The sequence below is a fragment of the Legionella sp. JM-2024 genome, assembly GCF_055389095.1.
Genome location: NZ_AP039388.1, coordinates 1621847 through 1641093 on the forward strand (window position 1 = coordinate 1621847; position 19247 = coordinate 1641093).

The window sequence follows — 19247 nt, forward strand, 5'->3', positions numbered from 1 at the left end:
TTTTTCTGGGCTTCACTTCTGTTCAATTGCAACTCGAATTACGACTGAGTGCCAGTGAAGCCCAACAATCATGTCAATCTAATAATTTTTATGATTCGTCTTTTTAGTAATTTATTTTGGAATTAAATGCTTTTCAGCAAAGTCTTTTCCAATACATTCCCCTAAAGACCTTCCCCAGGTTGCAGCAGTTTCACTATTGATTTTATCTGGCATACCGGCATATAGTTCATCTTGACACTTTTTAGTGCTTTCAGGAATTAAAGTAACGCATTGTTCATAGGTCATTTTAATTTCATCAAATCTCTTTTTAAGATCTGCATCTTGAATAAATCCTTTGCAAATAAGATCTGGCAATAAAGGAGTCATAGAATTTAGCCAAGCATCTTTGGACATTTCGCTAGGATTTGATGAGTCTTCAGCATTTGTCACTAAGGGAAATAAGGAACTGCTTAATATTAGAGTACTAGCAATAAGTAATTTCCTTGACATGATTTCTTATCCTTCTTTTGGAGTCTCACTTTATATAGTAGGACAAAAAATAGAATTTTGCTTTTTTATAAGAATTTTACTTTTATTTTTATTTAGTTTGTGGAGCAACATAGAACATTTTCATGGCGTTTTGTTTGGTTCATGCGGATACAGCAATTTGTGTAAAGCATTTGAATTGTTCAAAAATTAAACTAAAATAAAAAATAATGGAAATCAAATAGGCTTGATTATGGAAAAGTCCAATTTTCGTTTGAGATTGTTATCTCAAGTTCTGTCTATTATCTTAGGGGTATTCTTATTTAGCAATGGATTTGCAGCAGGAAATACCTTTATTTTTAATCCTAATACACTAACCTGGAAAGCTATCAATGCGAATGGTAAGGTCGTGCGTACAGGGCGTGGATCAGGTGGAAAGCATTACTGTGCTGATGTTCGCAGATCGTGTAAAACTCCTTCTGGGGTATTTAGAGTTATCAGTAAAGGTGGTCCTGGGTGCCGTTCCAGTCGTTATCCTTTAGGTGGTGGGGGAGCTCCAATGCCTTATTGTATGTTCTTTAGCAAATTATATGCAATACATGGATCTCCTGATGTACCAAACTATAATGCGAGTCATGGCTGTGTGAGAGTTAAACCACATGATGCAAGATGGTTAAGCCAAAATTTTATTAGAATTGGTACAAAAGTAATTATCAAGTCTTATTGATGGCCAATATTGTGCTATTTATTTATTGCTATTTATTTATATTTTATGTGATATAATTAAACAATTAGTATGTTTTATTAATTTTATAAATTTAGAGTTGTATTATGATAGAAGTAAATATTTGGGTATCAACTACCGTTTTATTTAAGAGGCAAATTAAACATAAATTTTTTGGGCCGCTTTTGGCATCTGAGTCTAAAGGGGAAAATGTTGGGCATGTCAATTTAAAAGTAGAAATTGATGAACGCTCAAAAGAAAGTTTTGATTTTGTTGAGCAACATGCTGCAGAATTAGGCGCTAAAAAAACGTTACGTACGATTTCTACCCCAGTAACTACTGCTAATCCGATGTCTTCAAATATAGAATCTTCTCATTTGAAACCGACCATGGTAAAAAGCGATGTCGTTGCGCACAGTTTCTGGCCAGATGAGAGACCAACTAAATCCGAGACTTTTAAAGGCAAAGGAGTGAAACCAAAATTTAAGACCCACGAAGACGATATGATTGCTGAAGATTCATTAACTCCAACATCTATTGTACATCGCTCATCTGCTTTAGATACAATTGATAAGGAAAAGAAAAAGGATTTGGATTTTGTCATTGAAGTTTCAGATCTGGAAGTAAATTTTGAGAAAAGAATGATTTTTACAGAAGAGCTTAAGAAACTACATTTAGAAAAAGAGGACTTGATTAAACAAGAGAAGCAATTAACCAACACTCATCAAATCCAATTAAAAGATTTAAAGAAGCAATTAGCCAAAATAGAACTTGATTTGAGTAAAATAAATAGCCAAATTACCGCTACAGAACGAACTGTAAGTTATCTGAGTAAATTACAAAATCCCGATCCTAAAACGAAAGAACAATTAAGTAATCTTAATATTAAGTTAGATAAATTAAAAAAAGACCGTGAGCCTATGTTAAGTTCTCAGCTGGAAATACGTGACTTAATGTCAAAAACTGAGCTAACTTATAATGAGGACGTACAAAATCTTGAAAAACGTCTGAAAAAAATTGAAACAGCAATCAAACATCATGAAGAAGACTTGATAAAATTGGATACTAAAATAAATGGCAGGGATGAAAATGATTTAAAGGAATTACAAGCTGAAGCACGCCGTCGTAAAGAGTATACTTCTCGCAAAGAACAATACGTCAAGAGCCGTGATCTTACGGAAGGCAGGCACCCTGACTACACTGTATCGTTGCCAACTGCTGAGAGTGGATTACCTTATTATGTGGATGAAGTCAAAATATTGAAGGCTATGCAGGAAGAGCGTGAGCAAAACTATTCGTTTCTTTTTAATAACTGCGCCAGTAGTGCCAAACGTTGTATATTAAAGGGAATAGATGACAATTTACGAGCAAAATTAAAAGAAACAGGTTTGGATGATAAGTTTTTTAGAGTGAGCAAAGTCGAAACATGTAAGTCATTACGAGACTGGGCAAGAACACTTGACAGTAAATTAACTGAACTTAACTTTCCATCACCTGGTCCTACACGACTTGCTTGAGAATAATAAGCAGTTCATCCGTAAAAGACTAAAATCACTGTCTTAATATAGGCAGTGATTTTTTTTATAAATCCTCTTCATCGTCAATGCTAAATGATGATCCACAACCACAAGTGGTTTTTGCGTTAGGATTACGTATGACAAATTGCTCACCTTGAATTCCTTTGATGTAATCAATTTCGGCATCATGCAAATACTGATAGCTCATTGAATCAACCAGTAACTTTACAGAAGATTTTCCATCGGAGCATTGTTGTATTACGATGGTATCGTCCTCATTAATCTGTTCATCGAAGCTAAATCCATATTGAAAACCAGAACATCCACCACCGGTAATTGAAACACGTAAATTCAAATTGGAATTATCTTCTTCTTTGATTAGTTCTGCGACTTTATCCGCAGCACTCACAGAAAAATGTATATCTGAAGTATTTGTGGATAGATCTACAGCTGCCATAGTGAACTCCAAAACAATTGCTATTATTAGTTATTATACCAACAATACTGATTGTTTCGTAGTGCTTGAAACTAATCAGAGTCTGAAAAGAGTGTGGTTTATTAGATGAATACAATACATAATAAAGGCCACCAAGCGGCCTCGTGTTAAAAGCAAGCAGTTTATCCATAGCTTTTTAAGTATAGATCAACCGCTCATATAATTTGACATGATTGCGCGGGGGGCTCCAGATTGGTCAATTCCTCGGAGGATTTTGTCGGCTGGCTTTTCTTAAAGAAGGTATTGGTATTATAGGTATACTCTTGTTCTCTGCTCAGCTCAGGAATAAGCTCAAGAAGGATTTTTAGGGAGTTTGGCTTGCCTTCTGCGTCATGCAACACTGTATTACCAAAATGATCTTTAACCTGAACGGCATCCAATCTATCTTGTTCAGGAATTAACTCAAGAATGGTTTTAAGGGATTCCGGTTTGTCTGTTGCTTTATGCAACACCGTTTTATCCCATCCATTTCCAACCTTAACCGCATCCAATCTATCTTGTTCAGGAATAAGTTCAAGAATGGTTTTAAGGGATCCCGGGTTGTTTGCTGTAGCATGCAACACTGTATCACCAACATTATTTTTAACCTTAATGGCATCCAATCTATTTTTTTCAGGAATAAACTCAAGAAGGATCTTTAGGGAGTCAGGTTTGTCTGCTGCATTATGCAATACCGTATGACCAAAATTACTTTTAATCTTAATGGCATCCAATCTATCTTGTTCAGGAATAAGCTCAAGAATGTCTTTAAGGAATTCCGGGTTGTCTGTTGCATCATGCAACACTTTATTAAACTTCACTGCATCCAATCGACTTTTTTCAGGAATAAGCTTAAGAATGTCTTTAAGGAATTCTGGTTTGCCTCTTGCATAATCCAACACCGTATGACCATTTTTATCTACAACCATAACGACATCCAATCTACGTTGTTCAGGAATAAGCTCAAGAATGGCTTTAAGGGATTCCAGGTGGTAGCTTGCTGCATAATGCAACAGCGTATTACCATCTTTATCTTTAACCATAACGGCAAACAATCTATCTTGTTCAGGATAGAGATCAAGAATGATTTTAAGGGATTCCGGGTGGTTTGCTGCAAAATGCAACACCGTACTACCATCATTATTTTTAACCTTAACGGCATCCAGTCTATTTTTTTCAGGAATCAGCTCAAGAATGGTTTTAAGGGATAGGGATTCCGGGTTTCTTGCTGCATTATGCAACATTGTATTACCATACTCATTTTTAATCTGAACGGTATCCAGTCTATCTTGCGCAGGAATCAACTCAAGAATGATTTTAAGGGATTCCGTGTTTTTTGCTGCATTATGCAACACCGTCTTACCTAGTTTATCTTTAACTTTAATGGCATCCAATCTCTGCTTTTCAGGTATGGATTCAAGTGCTTTGTTTACATACAAAGCATTATTTGTAAGAACCGCCCAATGCAGAATATTGCCATTGGGGTTGAGTGCTTTGTAATAGCTAATGACTGCAGTGGCCAGTGCATCGACTTGCTCAGTGGTCAGCCATTTTTGTTTGATTAACTCGGCTATATCGGCTAACGCTTTATCGGGTTTCGTGAGGTTGATGTTTTTTAATAATTCCCCATATAAGGCTGGCGGGAAATTCATAATGAGGCTGATGAATTCAAAGGAGTTCTTGGGTGCGATGCCTTGAATGGCTTTTCTAATGAGTCCTTCAGGCAATTTGTGGTAACCGGTATCGTCTTGCAGGGTAGTAATCTGTTTGTATTTTTTTTCCAGTTGCTTCAGGCTTTCTTTGGTCATGTGAGCGGGTTGGTTGAATAGCGGTGTGTTGTGATTGGCTTCTACGACGGAGCGTAAATGCATGGCTGCTGTCTCAACACAAGCCCCTTTTTTTAGTTCATCATCAAGGATTTTGCCTAAACTGCCATGGTTGCCTTGAGCGTTTCTTAAATGGTCTTGCGTTTCGGAAGGCAAGCTTTCCATAAAAGAATAAAACGTATCAATGGCTTCAACAGCAGTTTGGCTCGCGTATTCACTGCCAGTCATCCTTTCCCCGCCCAAAGTCAATCCTTTGATTAACAGCTCCAGTGCCTCCTTGGGAGTCGTCCCTTGATTCTTAAAAAGGGCGATATCGTCTTTAAAGGTTCTTAGCGCCTGGTTATGTTCATACAAGGCATCGGTAAGCTCGGGATAGTCTTTCTTTAAGTAGTCATATAATTTGGTCTGACTGCGTAGCGGGAAATTTTGTATATGCCGAACATCAAAAATTATCTCACTGCTTATGACATAATGTGACAAATCAGATAGAAGCGGTTCTTTTTCTAATTTGGATGTATTTTCCTTTAAATCCAAAATCGGCTCTATGCCTTCCAGTTTCGCTTTTTTTAATGGGACTGAGATGTCTTGTGAAAGCGTTACTTGAAATTGTTTTTTCACATGTGGCGCTATGATAGCCAACATACCGGACATGGTTTTGGGATTAAAAACAAGTCTCGCTATTTCCCAATACAGTTGATTGGTTGCGGTAGACGATATTTGATTAAAGCCAATGGCATCGACTATATCCTTTTCTCTTTGAGCACATCGTTCTTTAAACCGGGTTTCGAATGTGTCAGGGGTTTCAAGAAGCTCGGATAAATAAGTTATCTCTTGCTCTAACTCCAATTGCAGCACACGCTGCTTCACACTGGCATAATCATGGGGCTCTGAAGACTGGATGTGTACTAATTGCCTCTTTTCTTCTAATAATTTTTTAATGGCATCGGTATTGAAAAAAGGCATTTTGAATTCCCATCAAATAGAATAATGAAGTGTGATTTTACATTAAAATTATCAAAAAACAAACATAATGACACCATATTGATCTATTTGATAGAAATTGAATGAAAGTATATTTTAATACCAAATTTATGTCATTCTGAAGATCGTGAAGGATTTCTAATATTGAAACTCGTTTCTTATTTGTTGGGGATTCTTTGCCTGGGTCAGACTGATTACAATGTATTTATTAAAGCATGATTTTGTTTTGTGGTGGATAGCTTCTTTCCGCAAATTATCTAATAATTTGCTCTATCGTAGCGCCACCAAGGCATTGGTTTTTTTCATAAAATACAATGAATTGCCCTGGAGTAATTGCGCGTTGTGGACTTGAAAACATGACATAGTGTTGATTATTGTCTGGGGGGGAAATCATACACGCTTGTTCTGTTTGTCTGTATCTGGTTTTGGCGAAACAGGTTAATGGCAAATTATTCTGACAGTCTGCCAACCAGTGAATGGAGCCGCATATTAAGCCTTGGGCGTAGAGCATTGGATGTTGACTGCCCTGTGCCACATAAAGGATGTTGTTTGATACGTCCTTATCAACAACATACCACGGTTCGTCGGTCGAATTTTGTAATCCTCCAATACCCAATCCTTGGCGTTGCCCTAAAGTGTAAAACATGAGCCCGTCATGTTGACCTAGCGTTTTTCCTTCGGTGCTTTTTATTTCTCCGGGTTTAGCCAGTATGAATTCGTTAAGAAAATTTTTAAACCTCTTTTCACCTATAAAGCAAATTCCCGTAGAATCCTTTTTGGCATGAGTTACAAGACCAAGCCCCTTGGCAAATTCCCTAATTTGTGGCTTTGTAAAATCACCCACTGGAAAAAGAGTTTTAGCTAATGCTTCAGGTTCAACTGCATGAAGAAAATAAGTTTGATCTTTTTCTCTGTCTTTTGCTTTAAATAAGTAGCCGATAGATCCTTCCGTTGTATTTTTAGCATAATGGCCAGTAGCTATGTAGTCAGCTCCCAAACTTAAAGCATGATTTAAAAAGGCATTAAATTTGATTTCTTTATTGCATAATACATCAGGATTTGGAGTTCTTCCTTTTTCATATTCATTCAAAAAATGGGCAAATACTTTATCCCAGTATTGTTTTGAAAAATTTACGGTATTTAATGGTATGCGTAATTGATTGCAAACAGCTTGGGCATCTGCTAAATCTTTTGCAGCAGGACAAAAATTGTCAGTATCGTCCTGTTCCCAATTTTTCATAAACAGGCCTTCAACCTGGTATCCTTGCTTTTGTAATAACCAGGCTGCAACAGAAGAGTCAACTCCTCCAGACATACCAACAATAACTTTAGCTTTCATAAGTGGTTTGTACCGATTTTTTGAATGGTAAACATGATTAAGATGGGCAATTTTAACAAATTTTTTACACTGTAGAAAGGCACCTCTTGTGTGGACATAAAACCGGGCACTTAGGTAGGGAGATTATTTTCCAAGGTGTTTTGACAATTCGATCTAGAAATTGCATCCCGCGCCTTGTGTGCGGTATAGGCTCGAAACCATGCATAACATCATTTGGATAAGGACAAGCTGCAGTACGTAGGGATAGGTTAATTAAAGGAATATTGGGATTGAAAATGTCAACATAGATCTGGATAAAATTAAAACAATCGGTGCTCTGGCAAACATGGTACTTTGCATGGTTTACCCAATAAGTTGATATTTTTTACATATAATTGGATAATATAACACTTTTAAGTTTTAGTTAATGTTTTAGCCTTATCGGGATTAAAAACCAAAATGCTTTTATGCAGGTATGTAAAAACGATACGACAGTACTTAAAGGACGATTAAAACTGGACTTTGGATGATTATTTATGATTCATTTGCAAGAGTTGGCTAAGCAAGGCCAACAAGAAAAAGACTTTACATTAAGTGAACGATTACCTTCATTTATTAAACCCATATGTCATTTGCACGCCTCCTATCGTGTTGAGGCGAAGGATGATTTTTATCTTATTTATCTAAGAGTGCAAGGTGATTTGAATAGTGTTTGCCAACGATGTATGGAAGACTTCACTGTATGCTATGATAATTCCACCATTATTGCTGTTTGTCGTAATGATGAAAGAGCAGAACAGCTATTAAGTCAGTATGAGTGTATCGTTTCTTCCAATTGGCATGTTGATTTAAATGAATTGGTTGTGGATGAGTTGCATCTATATGCTCCTCAAACACACCCGGAGATCAATACATGTGGTGGCGAAATTAACGAAATTTTAACTGGGGGAAAAGAAACTTATTGATATTTTGACAATTAATACTTGGATTGAAGTTAAAATATCGGTAATATTCCCGCCTTATGAATGCAATTTGTTTAGGAGTAATACAATGGCCGTACAACAAAATAAAAAATCACGCTCACGTCGTGATATGAGACGTTCTCATGACGCATTAACCAAGCCTACTTTGTCTGTGGATTCAACAACAGGTGAAACACATCTGCGTCATCATATGACACCTGATGGATACTACAGAGGCAAAAAAATTATTGACGCTGAAACCGCTTACGAACAAGAGTAACTTTCTTGAAAAATATCACCATTGCAATTGATGCGATGGGTGGGGATCATGGATTAGACATTGTGATTCCTGCCTGTGTTCGTGCCGCTAAAAACAATCCTGATTTGAAACTAATGCTTGTGGGTGTTCAAGACAAGATCAGTGCCGCTTTGAAAAAATATGGCATGTTATCCTCTCAGCAATTTACTATTGTTCATGCCTCTGAAGTCGTTACAATGGATGAATTGCCATCTCATGCTTTACGAAATAAAAAAGATTCCTCCATGAGGATAGCAATTAATCTGGTTAAGGAAGGTACTGCACAAGCCTGTGTTAGCGCGGGCAATACGGGGGCTCTAATGGCTACTGCCCGATATGTACTGAAGACTTTACCAGGAATTGATCGCCCGGCGATAGTGTCTGAATTACCCACTATGGGTGGTAAAACAAGAGTTATTGATTTGGGAGCTAATGTTGATTCCTGTGCGGAGCATTTATTTCAGTTTGCTGTGATGGGCTCAGCCTTAATACAAGCAATAGAAAATAAGCCTAAACCTAAAATTGGTCTACTTAATATTGGTGTTGAAGAAATTAAGGGTAATGATCAAGTGAAACGTACTGCACATATGTTAGCAGAGTGCTCTGTTATGAATTATGTGGGGTATGTCGAGGGCGATCATTTTTATATTGGTGATGTGGATTTAGTAGTATGTGATGGATTTGTTGGGAATGTTGCCCTAAAAGCCAGTGAAGGTTTGGCAAAACTTTTATTAACTGTCCTCAAAGAATCTTTTGGCAGAAATTGGCTAACAAAAATTGCAGGTTTTATTGCTTTACCGGCCTTAAAACATTTAAAAAATCGTTTAGACCCGTCACGATATAATGGCGCCAGTTTGCTTGGATTAAATGGTATAGTGGTCAAGAGTCATGGTGGAGCAAATGAAATAGGTTTTCAACATGCTATTGAACAAGCTGTTCTTGAAGTAAAAAATAATGTTGTCGATTTAGTACGTGATCAAATAAATGATTTTATAAATCAAGGATTGTTGTTATGAAGAATGCTGTTATCAATGGCACTGGGAGTTACTCTCCAGAAAAACAAATCACTAATGCTGAACTGGAGACCATGCTTGATACGAGTGATGAGTGGATAGTGACCAGAACTGGCATTAGTAGTCGTAGTGTAGCTCAAGAACATGAAACAACGTCTTTTATGGCTTCCAAAGCGGCAGAGCGAGCTCTGGCAGCATCAGGTCTTGATGCTGAAGAAATTGATTTGATATTGGTAGCTACTTGTACTCCTGATTACTTTTTCCCTAGCGTTGCTTGTCATGTGCAACATGCGTTAAGAATCAAAAGACCTATTCCTGCTTTTGATATTGGTGCGGCATGCAGTGGTTTTGTATACGCGATGGATGTAGCAAAACAGTATATTGCTACGGGCGCTGCTAAGCATGTTCTCGTGGTAGGTAGTGAAAGTATGTCGAGGGCAATTGATTGGACTGACCGATCTATTTGTGTTTTATTCGGCGATGGAGCTGGTGCAGTTGTATTAAGTGCAAGCGATCGTGAAGGGATCATGGGGAGTGTTCTGCATTCGGCTTATGATTCTGACAAATTGTTAGTTCTTCGTAATTCAACTTTTGAACAAGAACGAGCAACGATTGGAATGCGAGGCAATGAAGTATTTAAAATTGCTGTTAATATTATGGGTAATATTGTTGATGAAGTGCTAGAAGCAAGTCATTTAAAAAAATCTGATATTAACTGGTTGATACCTCATCAGGCTAATATACGTATTATACAAGCCATAGCTAAAAAATTATCTCTCCCTATGTCACATGTCATTGTTACAATTGGTAACCAGGGCAACACATCAGCTGCGTCTATTCCTTTGGCTCTTGATTATTCCATTAGAAATAATCAGATTAAAAGGGATGAAATATTATTAATTGAATCCTTTGGTGGTGGAATGACCTGGGGTGCTATGGTGATTCGTTACTAAAATTAGTTAATAAGGGTTAATTCTATTATGGTAAAAACAGCATTTGTATTTCCAGGGCAGGGATCGCAATCTGTGGGTATGTTGTCAGATTTTATACCACAATACTCCATTATAACGGATGTTTTTGCGGAAGCTTCGGATGCCGTAGGTTACGACCTGTGGGATTTGGTTCAGAATGGACCTGAGGAAAAACTCAATCAAACAGAATACACACAGGTGGCCATGTTAACCGCTGATGTTGCGGTTTATCGATTATTAATGCAACTGGGAATACCTCAACCACAAGTGATGGCAGGGCACAGTTTGGGAGAATATGCTGCTTTGGTTTGTGCTAATTCTTTATCTTTAAAAGAAGCAGCTCAATTAGTAGCCCGTAGGGGGCAGGTAATGCAAAATGCGATTCCTCTCGGTGAGGGAGCCATGGCTGCCGTAGTCGGTTTGTCTGATGAGCAGGTTCGTTCTTTATGCGAGCAAGCCAGCTCTGCGAGTCATCTCGTGACTCCAGCTAATTATAATGCCATAGGACAAGTTGTTGTAGCAGGGCATAGATCAGCAGTTGATCAACTCATTCAATTGGCAGAAGATGCAGATGCCAGATTGGCAATGATAATTCCGGTGAGCGTACCTTGTCACTGTCCTTTGTTGAGAGAAGCTGCGGAGTTATTTTCTGAAAGTCTTGCCCGAGTAGAGTTTACAACGCCTTCAGTGGATGTGATAAGCAATGTTGATTTAAGTATTTATAATTCTGCTCAACATATAAAAGAAAAACTTAAAGAACAATTATATAGTCCCGTTCGTTGGGTTGAAACAGTTCAGTTAATTCAACAACGTGGTATTGAGCTGATAGTGGAATGTGGACCTGGGAAAGTTCTTAATGGTTTGATAAAACGAATTGAAAGAAGTTTAACTACTATTAGTGTTTATGACACCATCAGTCTTGATCAAGTCATAGAACGCTTACATATTCCAGTTTGAGAGGAAACTAAATGATCAATTTAGAAGGTAAAATTGCATTAGTTACCGGTGCCAGTCGTGGTATTGGTCATGCTATTGCAGCGAAACTGGCAAGGAATGGTGCTTTTGTTTTTGGAACAGCAACTACTGAACATGGTGCTGCTTCTATTAATTCCTTTTTTGAAAAAGAAAAACTGGCAGGCAAAGGTGTCATTTTGGATGTAACCAGTACTGAACAAGTAGAAAATTTGATGTCTACATTGTCTGATAATGATCAATGTCCCTCTGTCCTCGTGAATAACGCAGGCATCACTGCTGATAATTTATTATTGCGCATGGATGATGATGAGTGGTACAAAGTAATCGAAACAAATTTGAATTCTATTTATAGACTTACCAAAGCCTGTTTAAAACCTATGTTCAGAGCTCGTTGGGGAAGAATAATTTCTATAGGTTCTGTTGTAGGAGCCAGTGGTAATTCCGGACAAGTAAACTATACTGCAGCCAAGGCCGGGGTGGTTGGTTTTTCTAAATCTCTGGCACAGGAAATTGGTAGTAGAGGAATTACTGTAAATGTGGTAGCACCAGGTTTTATTGACACAGATATGACTACTGCTTTACCAGACATAGTAAAAGAAGAAATGCTAAAAAGAATTCCTATGCGTAAATTAGGGCAGCCGGAAGATGTGGCTGATGCTGTAGCTTTTCTAGCATCAGACAGCGCAAAATATATCACAGGTGAAACAATTCATGTCAATGGCGGTATGTATATGAGTTAAATGCACTTGCGTTATCTGTATAATTGAATAAACTAGCCGTCAGTATTTAATAATTTCTATCAACCGAAAGAGGAAAATTACGTTATGAGTACAGTTGAAGATCGTGTTCGTAAGATTGTTGTTGAACAATTGGGTGTTAAGGAAGAAGAATTAAAAAATGATGCATCATTTGTTGATGATCTAGGAGCTGATTCCTTGGATACAGTGGAGTTAGTTATGGCTCTTGAAGAAGAATTTGAAACAGAAATTCCTGATGAAAAAGCTGAGAAAATTACTACTATTCAAGAAGCAATTGATTATATTGAATCTAACTTAAATAAAGAAGAAGCTTAATTTTTTCGAGGAGTTCTCATTGAATAATCGGCGTGTGGTTATTACCGGCATGGGAATGCTTACTCCTGTCGGTCTTAATGTAGAAGAAACTTGGCGTAATATTTTAGCTGGGGTTAGTGGGGTAGGTTTAGTAGAGGATTTCGATACTACTGAATACCCAACTAAAATTTGGGCTAAGGTCAAGAATTTTAATGTTGAGGATCACATGCCAATTAAAGACGCCCGAAAAATGGATGTCTTTACTCAATACGGTATGGCAGCTGCTGATGAAGCGATGCTTGATTCCGGTTTGAAAATTGATGAAGCCTTATCTCGTCGAACTGGTGTTGCAGTAGGTGCAGGTATTGGTGGTATTCAAACAATTACAAACAACCAGGATAAACTGGTTTTAGGTGGACCGCGCAAGGTTTCACCGTTCTTTATTCCAGCGGGTATTATTAATATGGTTGCTGGACAGATTTCTATTAAACACAATTTAAAGGGACCTAATATTTCAGTTGTGACCGCATGTACTACCGGAACACATAATATTGGACTTGCCGGACGTATTATTGCTTATGGTGATGCTGATGTCATGATTTGCGGTGGAGCGGAGATGACAACAACACCACTGTGCCTTGCAGGGTTTTCTGCGGTAAGATCTTTATCCAAGCGCAATGATGAACCTGAAAAAGCCTCTAGACCTTGGGATAAGGATAGAGATGGTTTTGTTATGGGTGAGGGCGCTGGTATTCTGGTATTGGAAGAATATGAGCATGCAAAGGCTCGTGGAGCAAAAATATATGCTGAATTAGTTGGTTTTGGCATGTCTGGAGATGCTTACCATATCACAGCACCTGATGAAGATGCTGATGGAGCTGCGCGATCAATGGAAGCAGCTATACAGGATGCCGGTATTGATCCTAAACAAGTTGATTATATTAATGCTCATGGTACATCGACTTATTTGAATGATCTAAACGAAACAAAAGCTATTAAGCGCGTTTTCCAAAATCATGCTTATGATTTGGCAGTTAGTTCGACCAAATCCATGACTGGTCATTTGCTTGGAGCTGCTGGAGCTGTTGAAGCAATTATAAGTATTTTGGCTATCAGAGAGCAGATTGCGCCACCTACAATTAATTTGGATAATCCTGATGAAGGATGTGATTTAAATTATGTAGCACATGTGCCGCAACGGAGAACTATTAATTATGTTCTAAGCAATTCGCTTGGTTTTGGTGGAACAAACGGTAGCTTATTGTTCAAGCGAATCTAAATGCAATTCTCTAGGCATAAAAAACTGGTTACTCTTATTTTGACTGTGTTTTTTATGTCTTTCTTGTTTGTATTTTGGAATATATATCGTTTGATGTATGCTCCAATCATCCCTAAAAATGCTTCTCCAACGATTATTACTTTGGATAAATCGGCATCAGCTTATCAATTTGCCTATACCTTGCAAGATAAGAATCTAATAAGTTCTGCTAAATTTCTCCTATTGATTATTCGTTTTGAAGGGTTGTCTCATCAATTAAAAGCAGGAGTTTATCAAATTGAGCCTGGAGAATCCTCGATGGATTTGCTTCGCCGCGTAGTTGCTGGAGACGTTATTACACAAAATTTTACAATTATTGAAGGAACTACCCAACAAAAAGTAGATTATGACTTAAGAAAAGCTAATTATTTGAAATATCATTCAGATGATTGGGCAATAGTTAAGGAAAATTATCCAAGTGCAGAAGGCTTACTCCTCGCAGATACTTATCAGTATCACGGTGGAAGTAGTAGCAAAGCTTTATTGGAACAAGCCCATCGTGATTTATTGAATTATTTAAATACTAGCTGGATTAATAGAGCACCAAATTTACCTTATAAAACGCCCTATGAATTACTCATAGCTGCTTCGATTATTGAAAAAGAAACGGCAATCGCGCAAGAAAGAAAATTGATCTCAGGTGTTATGGTCAATAGGCTAAAGAAAAAAATGCCATTACAAATGGATCCAACAGTTATTTATGGACTTGGAAATGATTACAAAGGCAAATTATCCCATAATGATTTATTAATTGAATCGCCGTATAATTCTTACCTGAACAGAGGATTGCCTCCTACTCCAATAGCAATGGTTGGCAAAGAGGCCATTGAGGCTGCCGCTCACCCGCAATTATCCAATTATTTGTATTTTGTTGCTAAAGGGAATGGAACGCATCAATTCTCTGAAACCTATGAGCAACAAAGACAAGCGATTAATCAATACAGACGTAAGGATTATTAATGCCATCATTAACTGGGAAGTTGATAGTAATTGAAGGTTTGGAAGGAGCAGGTAAATCAACTGCCGTAAATTTGGTTGTTGAACTGCTATCCAAAAATAATATTAGTACTATAACTACCAGAGAGCCTGGTGGGACAGCAATAGGTGAAATTTTAAGAAGTATTATCAAAAACCCTGAGTATAACAATGTTCTGGCTGATAGAAGTGAATTATTACTTCTTTATGCCGCAAGAATTCAATTAATTGAACAAATTATTAAGCCGGCTTTACGCAAGGGACTGTGGGTCATTGCTGATAGATTTGAGCTTTCTACTTTTGCTTATCAGGGTGGTGGTCGTGGGCTGGATATGGAGTTTATTAGAAAATTATCGACTTTCTCTTTAGATGGATTCAAACCGGAACTCACTTTGTATTTAGATATTAACCCTGATCTGGGTATGGCTCGTGCGAAATCAAGAGGTAAATTTGACAGAATTGAACAGGAAGCAATTGAATTTTTTCATAGAGTACACGAAACATACCACAATATAGTTAAAGATAACCCTGAAATCATCATGATTGATGCCAGTAGATCCCTGGATCAGGTGCAACAGGATATTCAATCTGCAATTGATGGGTTTCTAGAGCGTCATATATGAATACTCATCAGGAACAGTGGCGAAAAATACAAACGGCATGGGCAAGGGGACGTATACCCCAAGCCATATTATTTGTTGGTCCTTTGCACTGTGGTCTTGCAGAATTTACTGTGCAAGTAATGCAATTGTTCTTTTGCAAGATGAAACAAAATGAGCCTTGTTTGACCTGTGTGGATTGTCAAATGATTAAAAATTTTGAGCATCCTGATATAGAGTGGATTAAACCCGAAAAAACTGGAGGGGTAATTAAAATTGATCAAATTAGGGGGCTGCAGAATTCCGCCTTTTTAACGCCACAAAGGTCAGATTATAAACTGATAATTATTGAGGCTGCAGAGTCTATGAATATTGCAGCATCGAATGCATTATTGAAAATTCTGGAAGAGCCATCGAAACATACAGTCTTTATTTTGTTAGCGCAACAACTCAGTAATATATTGCCCACTGTATTAAGCCGTTGTCAAATGACTCGATTTTCTACTTCTGATGAATTGTCTTGTAATAATTTATTGGCTTTAGGAAAATACTATACTCCAGAGTCCGATAGATCTGTGATCTTAAAACAATCAGAATCGATTTTAGAAGGATTGATTGCAATCATTGAACTAAGAGAACACCCATGTATTTTAGCTACTCAGTGGAGTCAATACGAATTAAGTGCATTTTTGTGGTTTTTATATTTAATATATTCTCAATTACAATACATGCATTTGTTCCGAGTAATCTATTCTGGTTCTGAAATAAAACAATTAACTCGATTATCAATATTATTAAAACCAGTTCAGATTTTTACTCAAATTGATAAAATTAATCATATATTAAAAAAATTAAGCCATAATATGAATATAAATCATACATTGGTATTAGAAGATTTATTATTTACATTGGTAAATAATTTATAATTTAGGCTTAAAGTAATTAATTCATGTCATATTAAATCGAGTTTTTTACTAAGCCAGCTTAAATTAGGGAAATGGTTGCTTCCAATAGGATTTTCTTAGACAGTGCCTATTGATTGAATGGAGGGGTTATGACCGATAAACCACAACTTATAAATTGCTCATTCCCCAATGAAGCTTCTTTATATATGTCCTATATGCCATTTGTAAAGGGTGGTGGGCTTTTTTTAAGAACTCATCACATTTATCCTTTAGGTCAATCTGTCGAATTGTCGGTTAAACTACTAAATGAACACGAGCCTTATTTAGTAGATGGTAAAGTGGTCTGGATTACTCCCAAAGGGGCACAGGGTAATAAGCCTCCTGGAATCGGTATTCAATTTACAGGCGAAAACAGTCGTTATTTATGCAACAAAATTGAGACCTATCTGGCCGGGATGTTAAAATCATCTCAAATTACTGATACTATTTAGTATTATAATTAATATGGGTATGACCTCTAATTGATGTAAGAATAATAAATTCCCAAAAGAGACATTATCTTTTCCGCACATGCGGGTCACTGCCGTTAAGTTAATGGCAATAAGTTGGGTCTTGGCCCAACATGAGGTAGCACTGAACCTTTTATTTGTTGAGCCAAGGCCCAACCTACGTGAGACTCGTTTCATTAACTTGATGGCAGTGTGCAGGCGGGAAAGACCTATTCACTTGATACATTAATCCAAGGTCAAGCCCGTTAATACAATTATCATCCGGGGGACATACGTGCTAGTTGATTCGCATTGCCATTTAAATTTTATAGATTTAGCTGATTTCAATAATGATCTTACTCAAGTGATCAAACAGGCCCAAAAGAATGGTGTGGGCCATTTTTTGTCTGTTTGTGTTGAGTTAAGTGATTATCCCCAACTAGAACGTTTGGCTAAAGATTATCCCAATATTAGTATTTCGGTTGGCGTTCATCCTAACAGTGAAATGGATTATCCTGTGACTTCACAGATGTTATGTGAATTAGCCCAAAATCCTGCTTGTATTGCAATTGGGGAAACCGGGCTTGATTATTATAGAATCACTACTGAAGATGCACAGGTTTTGCAAAGAGAGCGATTTAGAGAGCATATAAAAGCCGCACTGATGACCTCGAAACCGTTAATCATTCATACTCGCCAAGCGGCTGAGGATACCTTGCTCATGATGGCTGAGGAAAATGCGTCAAAAATAGGTGGTGTTATGCATTGTTTTGCGGAGGATTTAGACGTTGCTCAAAGAGCGATTGATATGAATTTTTATATATCATTTTCTGGGATAGTTACTTTTAAAAATGCTACTGTGTTACAGGAAGTAGCCAGACAAATACCCTTGGATAAAATGTTGATAGAAACGGATTCACCTTATTTAGCCCCGGTACCATATCGCGGTAAGCAAAATCATCCTGCTTTGGTTAAACATGTCGCAGAAGCTATCGCACAACTCAGAGGCATGGATTTTCAGGAAATAGCAGAAATTACAACAAACAATTTTTATAGTTGCTTCAATATTAAACAAAAAGAATGATGACTTTTAGCTTAACCATATTGAGAGCTGATGAGAGTGCATTTCCTCTCAGCGAGCTTGGAAAGAAGTCTATTTCCTCTAAGCTGAAACAGTAAAGTTTTGCCTGTTGTCAAAGGTTTTAGTAGTATCTATAAATCATATCTCAAATTCAGGGCAATCAATGAGTTTATATGTTGGTTTGATGTCAGGCACCAGTATGGATGGAATTGATGCCGCTCTGCTGGATCTTCCTTCCAATCAATTGATTTACGGGATTACTAAACAATACGACATCGATGTTAAAAAACGGCTGGATGATTTAATTCTTGGTAAGAGTTTAACTCTGGCTGCAATTTGTCAATTGAATACCCTCATCGGTAGAGAATTTGCACAAACTGTCAATCAACTGTTGCTTGAGGCAAAAATATCTCCAAAAAAAATTCAGGCTATTGGCAGTCATGGTCAAACAGTTTGCCATGATACAAGTGGAAATATTCCATATACTCTACAATTGGGTTGTGCCCATACTATTTCGTCTTTAACTGGTATTACAGTAGTTGCTGATTTCAGGACGAGAGATTTGGTTAATGGCGGTCAGGGTGCACCTTTTGCCCCTCTTTATCATCAGCAGATATTTTCTAAAGTGAATGATCCTGTTGCTGTTGTTAACATTGGAGGCATTGCCAATGTCACTTTTATTGTTAAGAATCAAATGACTGCAGGTTGGGATGTTGGCCCCGGAAATTGTCTTATGGATACCTGGATTTATAAGAATCAAGGAATTTTCTTTGATGAAAGTGGTACTTGGGCTAGTAAAGGAGAAATAATACAACCTCTTCTTGAGCATTTGTTACAAGATCCATTTTTTCGCCTGGGTTCACCTAAAAGCATAGGTAAAGAATATTTTTCTTTGTCTTGGTTGCAAAAACATTTACAACCGAATTATAAATCAATAGATGTTCAGGCAACTCTGTTAGCACTTACTGCCCATACTATAGCTGAAACGATATTGAATAGATCAGATGAAGTAAAACAGTTATATCTTTGTGGTGGAGGGGCACATAATACACATTTGAAAAAGACGTTAGCAAATTTATTGCCTGGGATAGTAGTTAAGAGTACAGCAGATTTAGGGCATAGTCCTGATTATCTCGAAGCAATGATGTTCGCATGGCTTGCTGCACAAACTATCAATCGGATACCAGTTGATTTAACATCAATAACAGGGTCTAAAGGTGTTGCCATTTTAGGCGCTATATACCCTATAATAAATTCATGTTGACAAACTAAAGAGTCATAAGGTTTAATTTTGGAAAATATTA

Annotated in this window: 20 protein-coding genes; 16 read left to right on the forward strand and 4 right to left on the reverse strand. The window is 37.3% G+C overall.

The window, feature by feature from the left end; translation table 11 throughout:
• Nucleotides 1–111: 111 nt before the first annotated feature.
• Nucleotides 112–489, reverse strand: coding sequence for a hypothetical protein (locus tag ACZ5EK_RS07195; RefSeq protein WP_464427362.1), 378 nt, complete (start codon nt 487–489; stop codon nt 112–114).
• A gap of 229 nt (nt 490–718) precedes the next feature.
• On the opposite strand from ACZ5EK_RS07195, the gene ACZ5EK_RS07200 reads away from it, so the two are divergent.
• Together ACZ5EK_RS07200 and ACZ5EK_RS07205 are read left to right on the forward strand one after the other, a co-directional pair.
• Nucleotides 719–1192, forward strand: a complete 474-nt coding sequence (locus ACZ5EK_RS07200; protein WP_464432238.1) for a L,D-transpeptidase — start codon at nt 719–721, stop codon at nt 1190–1192.
• 104 nt (nt 1193–1296) lie between these two features.
• Nucleotides 1297–2706, forward strand: a complete 1410-nt coding sequence (locus tag ACZ5EK_RS07205) for a hypothetical protein (protein ID WP_464432240.1) — start codon at nt 1297–1299, stop codon at nt 2704–2706.
• A gap of 64 nt (nt 2707–2770) precedes the next feature.
• Here ACZ5EK_RS07205 and erpA read toward each other — a convergent pair whose 3' ends face one another.
• The 3 genes from erpA to mnmA all read right to left on the reverse strand — a co-directional run bounded on the left by erpA (nt 2771) and on the right by mnmA (nt 7327).
• Nucleotides 2771–3163 (reverse strand): iron-sulfur cluster insertion protein ErpA, encoded by a 393-nt coding sequence (gene erpA / locus ACZ5EK_RS07210; RefSeq protein WP_464432242.1) that lies wholly within the window; start codon nt 3161–3163, stop codon nt 2771–2773.
• A gap of 194 nt (nt 3164–3357) precedes the next feature.
• On the reverse strand, nt 3358–5970 hold the full coding sequence (locus tag ACZ5EK_RS07215) for an ankyrin repeat domain-containing protein (protein WP_464432244.1): 2613 nt from the start codon (nt 5968–5970) through the stop codon (nt 3358–3360).
• Between the two features lie 271 nt (nt 5971–6241).
• On the reverse strand, nt 6242–7327 hold the full coding sequence (gene mnmA, locus ACZ5EK_RS07220) for a tRNA 2-thiouridine(34) synthase MnmA (protein ID WP_464432247.1): 1086 nt from the start codon (nt 7325–7327) through the stop codon (nt 6242–6244).
• Between the two features lie 515 nt (nt 7328–7842).
• On the opposite strand from mnmA, the gene ACZ5EK_RS07225 reads away from it, so the two are divergent.
• The 14 genes from ACZ5EK_RS07225 (at nt 7843) to ACZ5EK_RS07290 (ending at nt 19207) form a co-directional block, all read left to right on the forward strand.
• A complete protein-coding gene (locus tag ACZ5EK_RS07225) occupies nt 7843–8271 on the forward strand; it encodes a YceD family protein (RefSeq protein WP_464432249.1) in 429 nt (142 codons plus the stop codon).
• A gap of 85 nt (nt 8272–8356) precedes the next feature.
• Nucleotides 8357–8548: a 50S ribosomal protein L32 gene (gene rpmF, locus ACZ5EK_RS07230; protein ID WP_464432252.1), complete on the forward strand. Its 192-nt coding sequence runs from the start codon at nt 8357–8359 to the stop codon at nt 8546–8548.
• Nucleotides 8549–8553: 5 nt separating this feature from the next.
• Nucleotides 8554–9582 carry a phosphate acyltransferase PlsX gene (gene plsX / locus ACZ5EK_RS07235; protein WP_464432254.1) on the forward strand — a complete coding sequence of 343 codons (1029 nt, stop codon included), beginning with the start codon at nt 8554–8556 and terminating at the stop codon, nt 9580–9582.
• Nucleotides 9579–10532 (forward strand): beta-ketoacyl-ACP synthase III, encoded by a 954-nt coding sequence (locus ACZ5EK_RS07240; protein ID WP_464432256.1) that lies wholly within the window; start codon nt 9579–9581, stop codon nt 10530–10532. The genes plsX and ACZ5EK_RS07240 overlap by 4 nt, the downstream gene beginning before the upstream one ends.
• A 27-nt stretch (nt 10533–10559) precedes the next feature.
• Nucleotides 10560–11507: an ACP S-malonyltransferase gene (gene fabD / locus ACZ5EK_RS07245; RefSeq protein WP_464432258.1), complete on the forward strand. Its 948-nt coding sequence runs from the start codon at nt 10560–10562 to the stop codon at nt 11505–11507.
• 11 nt (nt 11508–11518) lie between these two features.
• A complete protein-coding gene (fabG, locus tag ACZ5EK_RS07250) occupies nt 11519–12265 on the forward strand; it encodes a 3-oxoacyl-ACP reductase FabG (RefSeq protein WP_464427374.1) in 747 nt (248 codons plus the stop codon).
• Nucleotides 12266–12349: 84 nt separating this feature from the next.
• The gene (gene acpP / locus ACZ5EK_RS07255; protein ID WP_018576556.1) at nt 12350–12598 is read left to right on the forward strand and encodes an acyl carrier protein; all 249 of its coding nucleotides are present in this window, start codon (nt 12350–12352) and stop codon (nt 12596–12598) included.
• A 19-nt stretch (nt 12599–12617) separates the two neighbouring features.
• Nucleotides 12618–13856: a beta-ketoacyl-ACP synthase II gene (gene fabF / locus ACZ5EK_RS07260; RefSeq protein WP_464432261.1), complete on the forward strand. Its 1239-nt coding sequence runs from the start codon at nt 12618–12620 to the stop codon at nt 13854–13856.
• Nucleotides 13857–14855, forward strand: coding sequence for an endolytic transglycosylase MltG (gene mltG, locus ACZ5EK_RS07265; RefSeq protein WP_464432263.1), 999 nt, complete (start codon nt 13857–13859; stop codon nt 14853–14855).
• Nucleotides 14855–15493, forward strand: a complete 639-nt coding sequence (tmk, locus tag ACZ5EK_RS07270; protein ID WP_464432264.1) for a dTMP kinase — start codon at nt 14855–14857, stop codon at nt 15491–15493. Before mltG ends, tmk begins: the two co-directional genes overlap by 1 nt.
• Nucleotides 15490–16395, forward strand: coding sequence for a DNA polymerase III subunit (locus ACZ5EK_RS07275; RefSeq protein ID WP_464432266.1), 906 nt, complete (start codon nt 15490–15492; stop codon nt 16393–16395). The genes tmk and ACZ5EK_RS07275 overlap by 4 nt, the downstream gene beginning before the upstream one ends.
• 128 nt (nt 16396–16523) lie before the next feature.
• Nucleotides 16524–16865, forward strand: coding sequence for a PilZ domain-containing protein (locus ACZ5EK_RS07280; RefSeq protein ID WP_464427380.1), 342 nt, complete (start codon nt 16524–16526; stop codon nt 16863–16865).
• 292 nt (nt 16866–17157) lie between these two features.
• Entirely contained in the window at nt 17158–17946 is a 789-nt protein-coding gene (locus ACZ5EK_RS07285; protein ID WP_464432268.1) for a TatD family hydrolase, read from the forward strand.
• A gap of 160 nt (nt 17947–18106) precedes the next feature.
• On the forward strand, nt 18107–19207 hold the full coding sequence (locus tag ACZ5EK_RS07290) for an anhydro-N-acetylmuramic acid kinase (protein ID WP_464432269.1): 1101 nt from the start codon (nt 18107–18109) through the stop codon (nt 19205–19207).
• Nucleotides 19208–19247 lie beyond the last annotated feature (40 nt).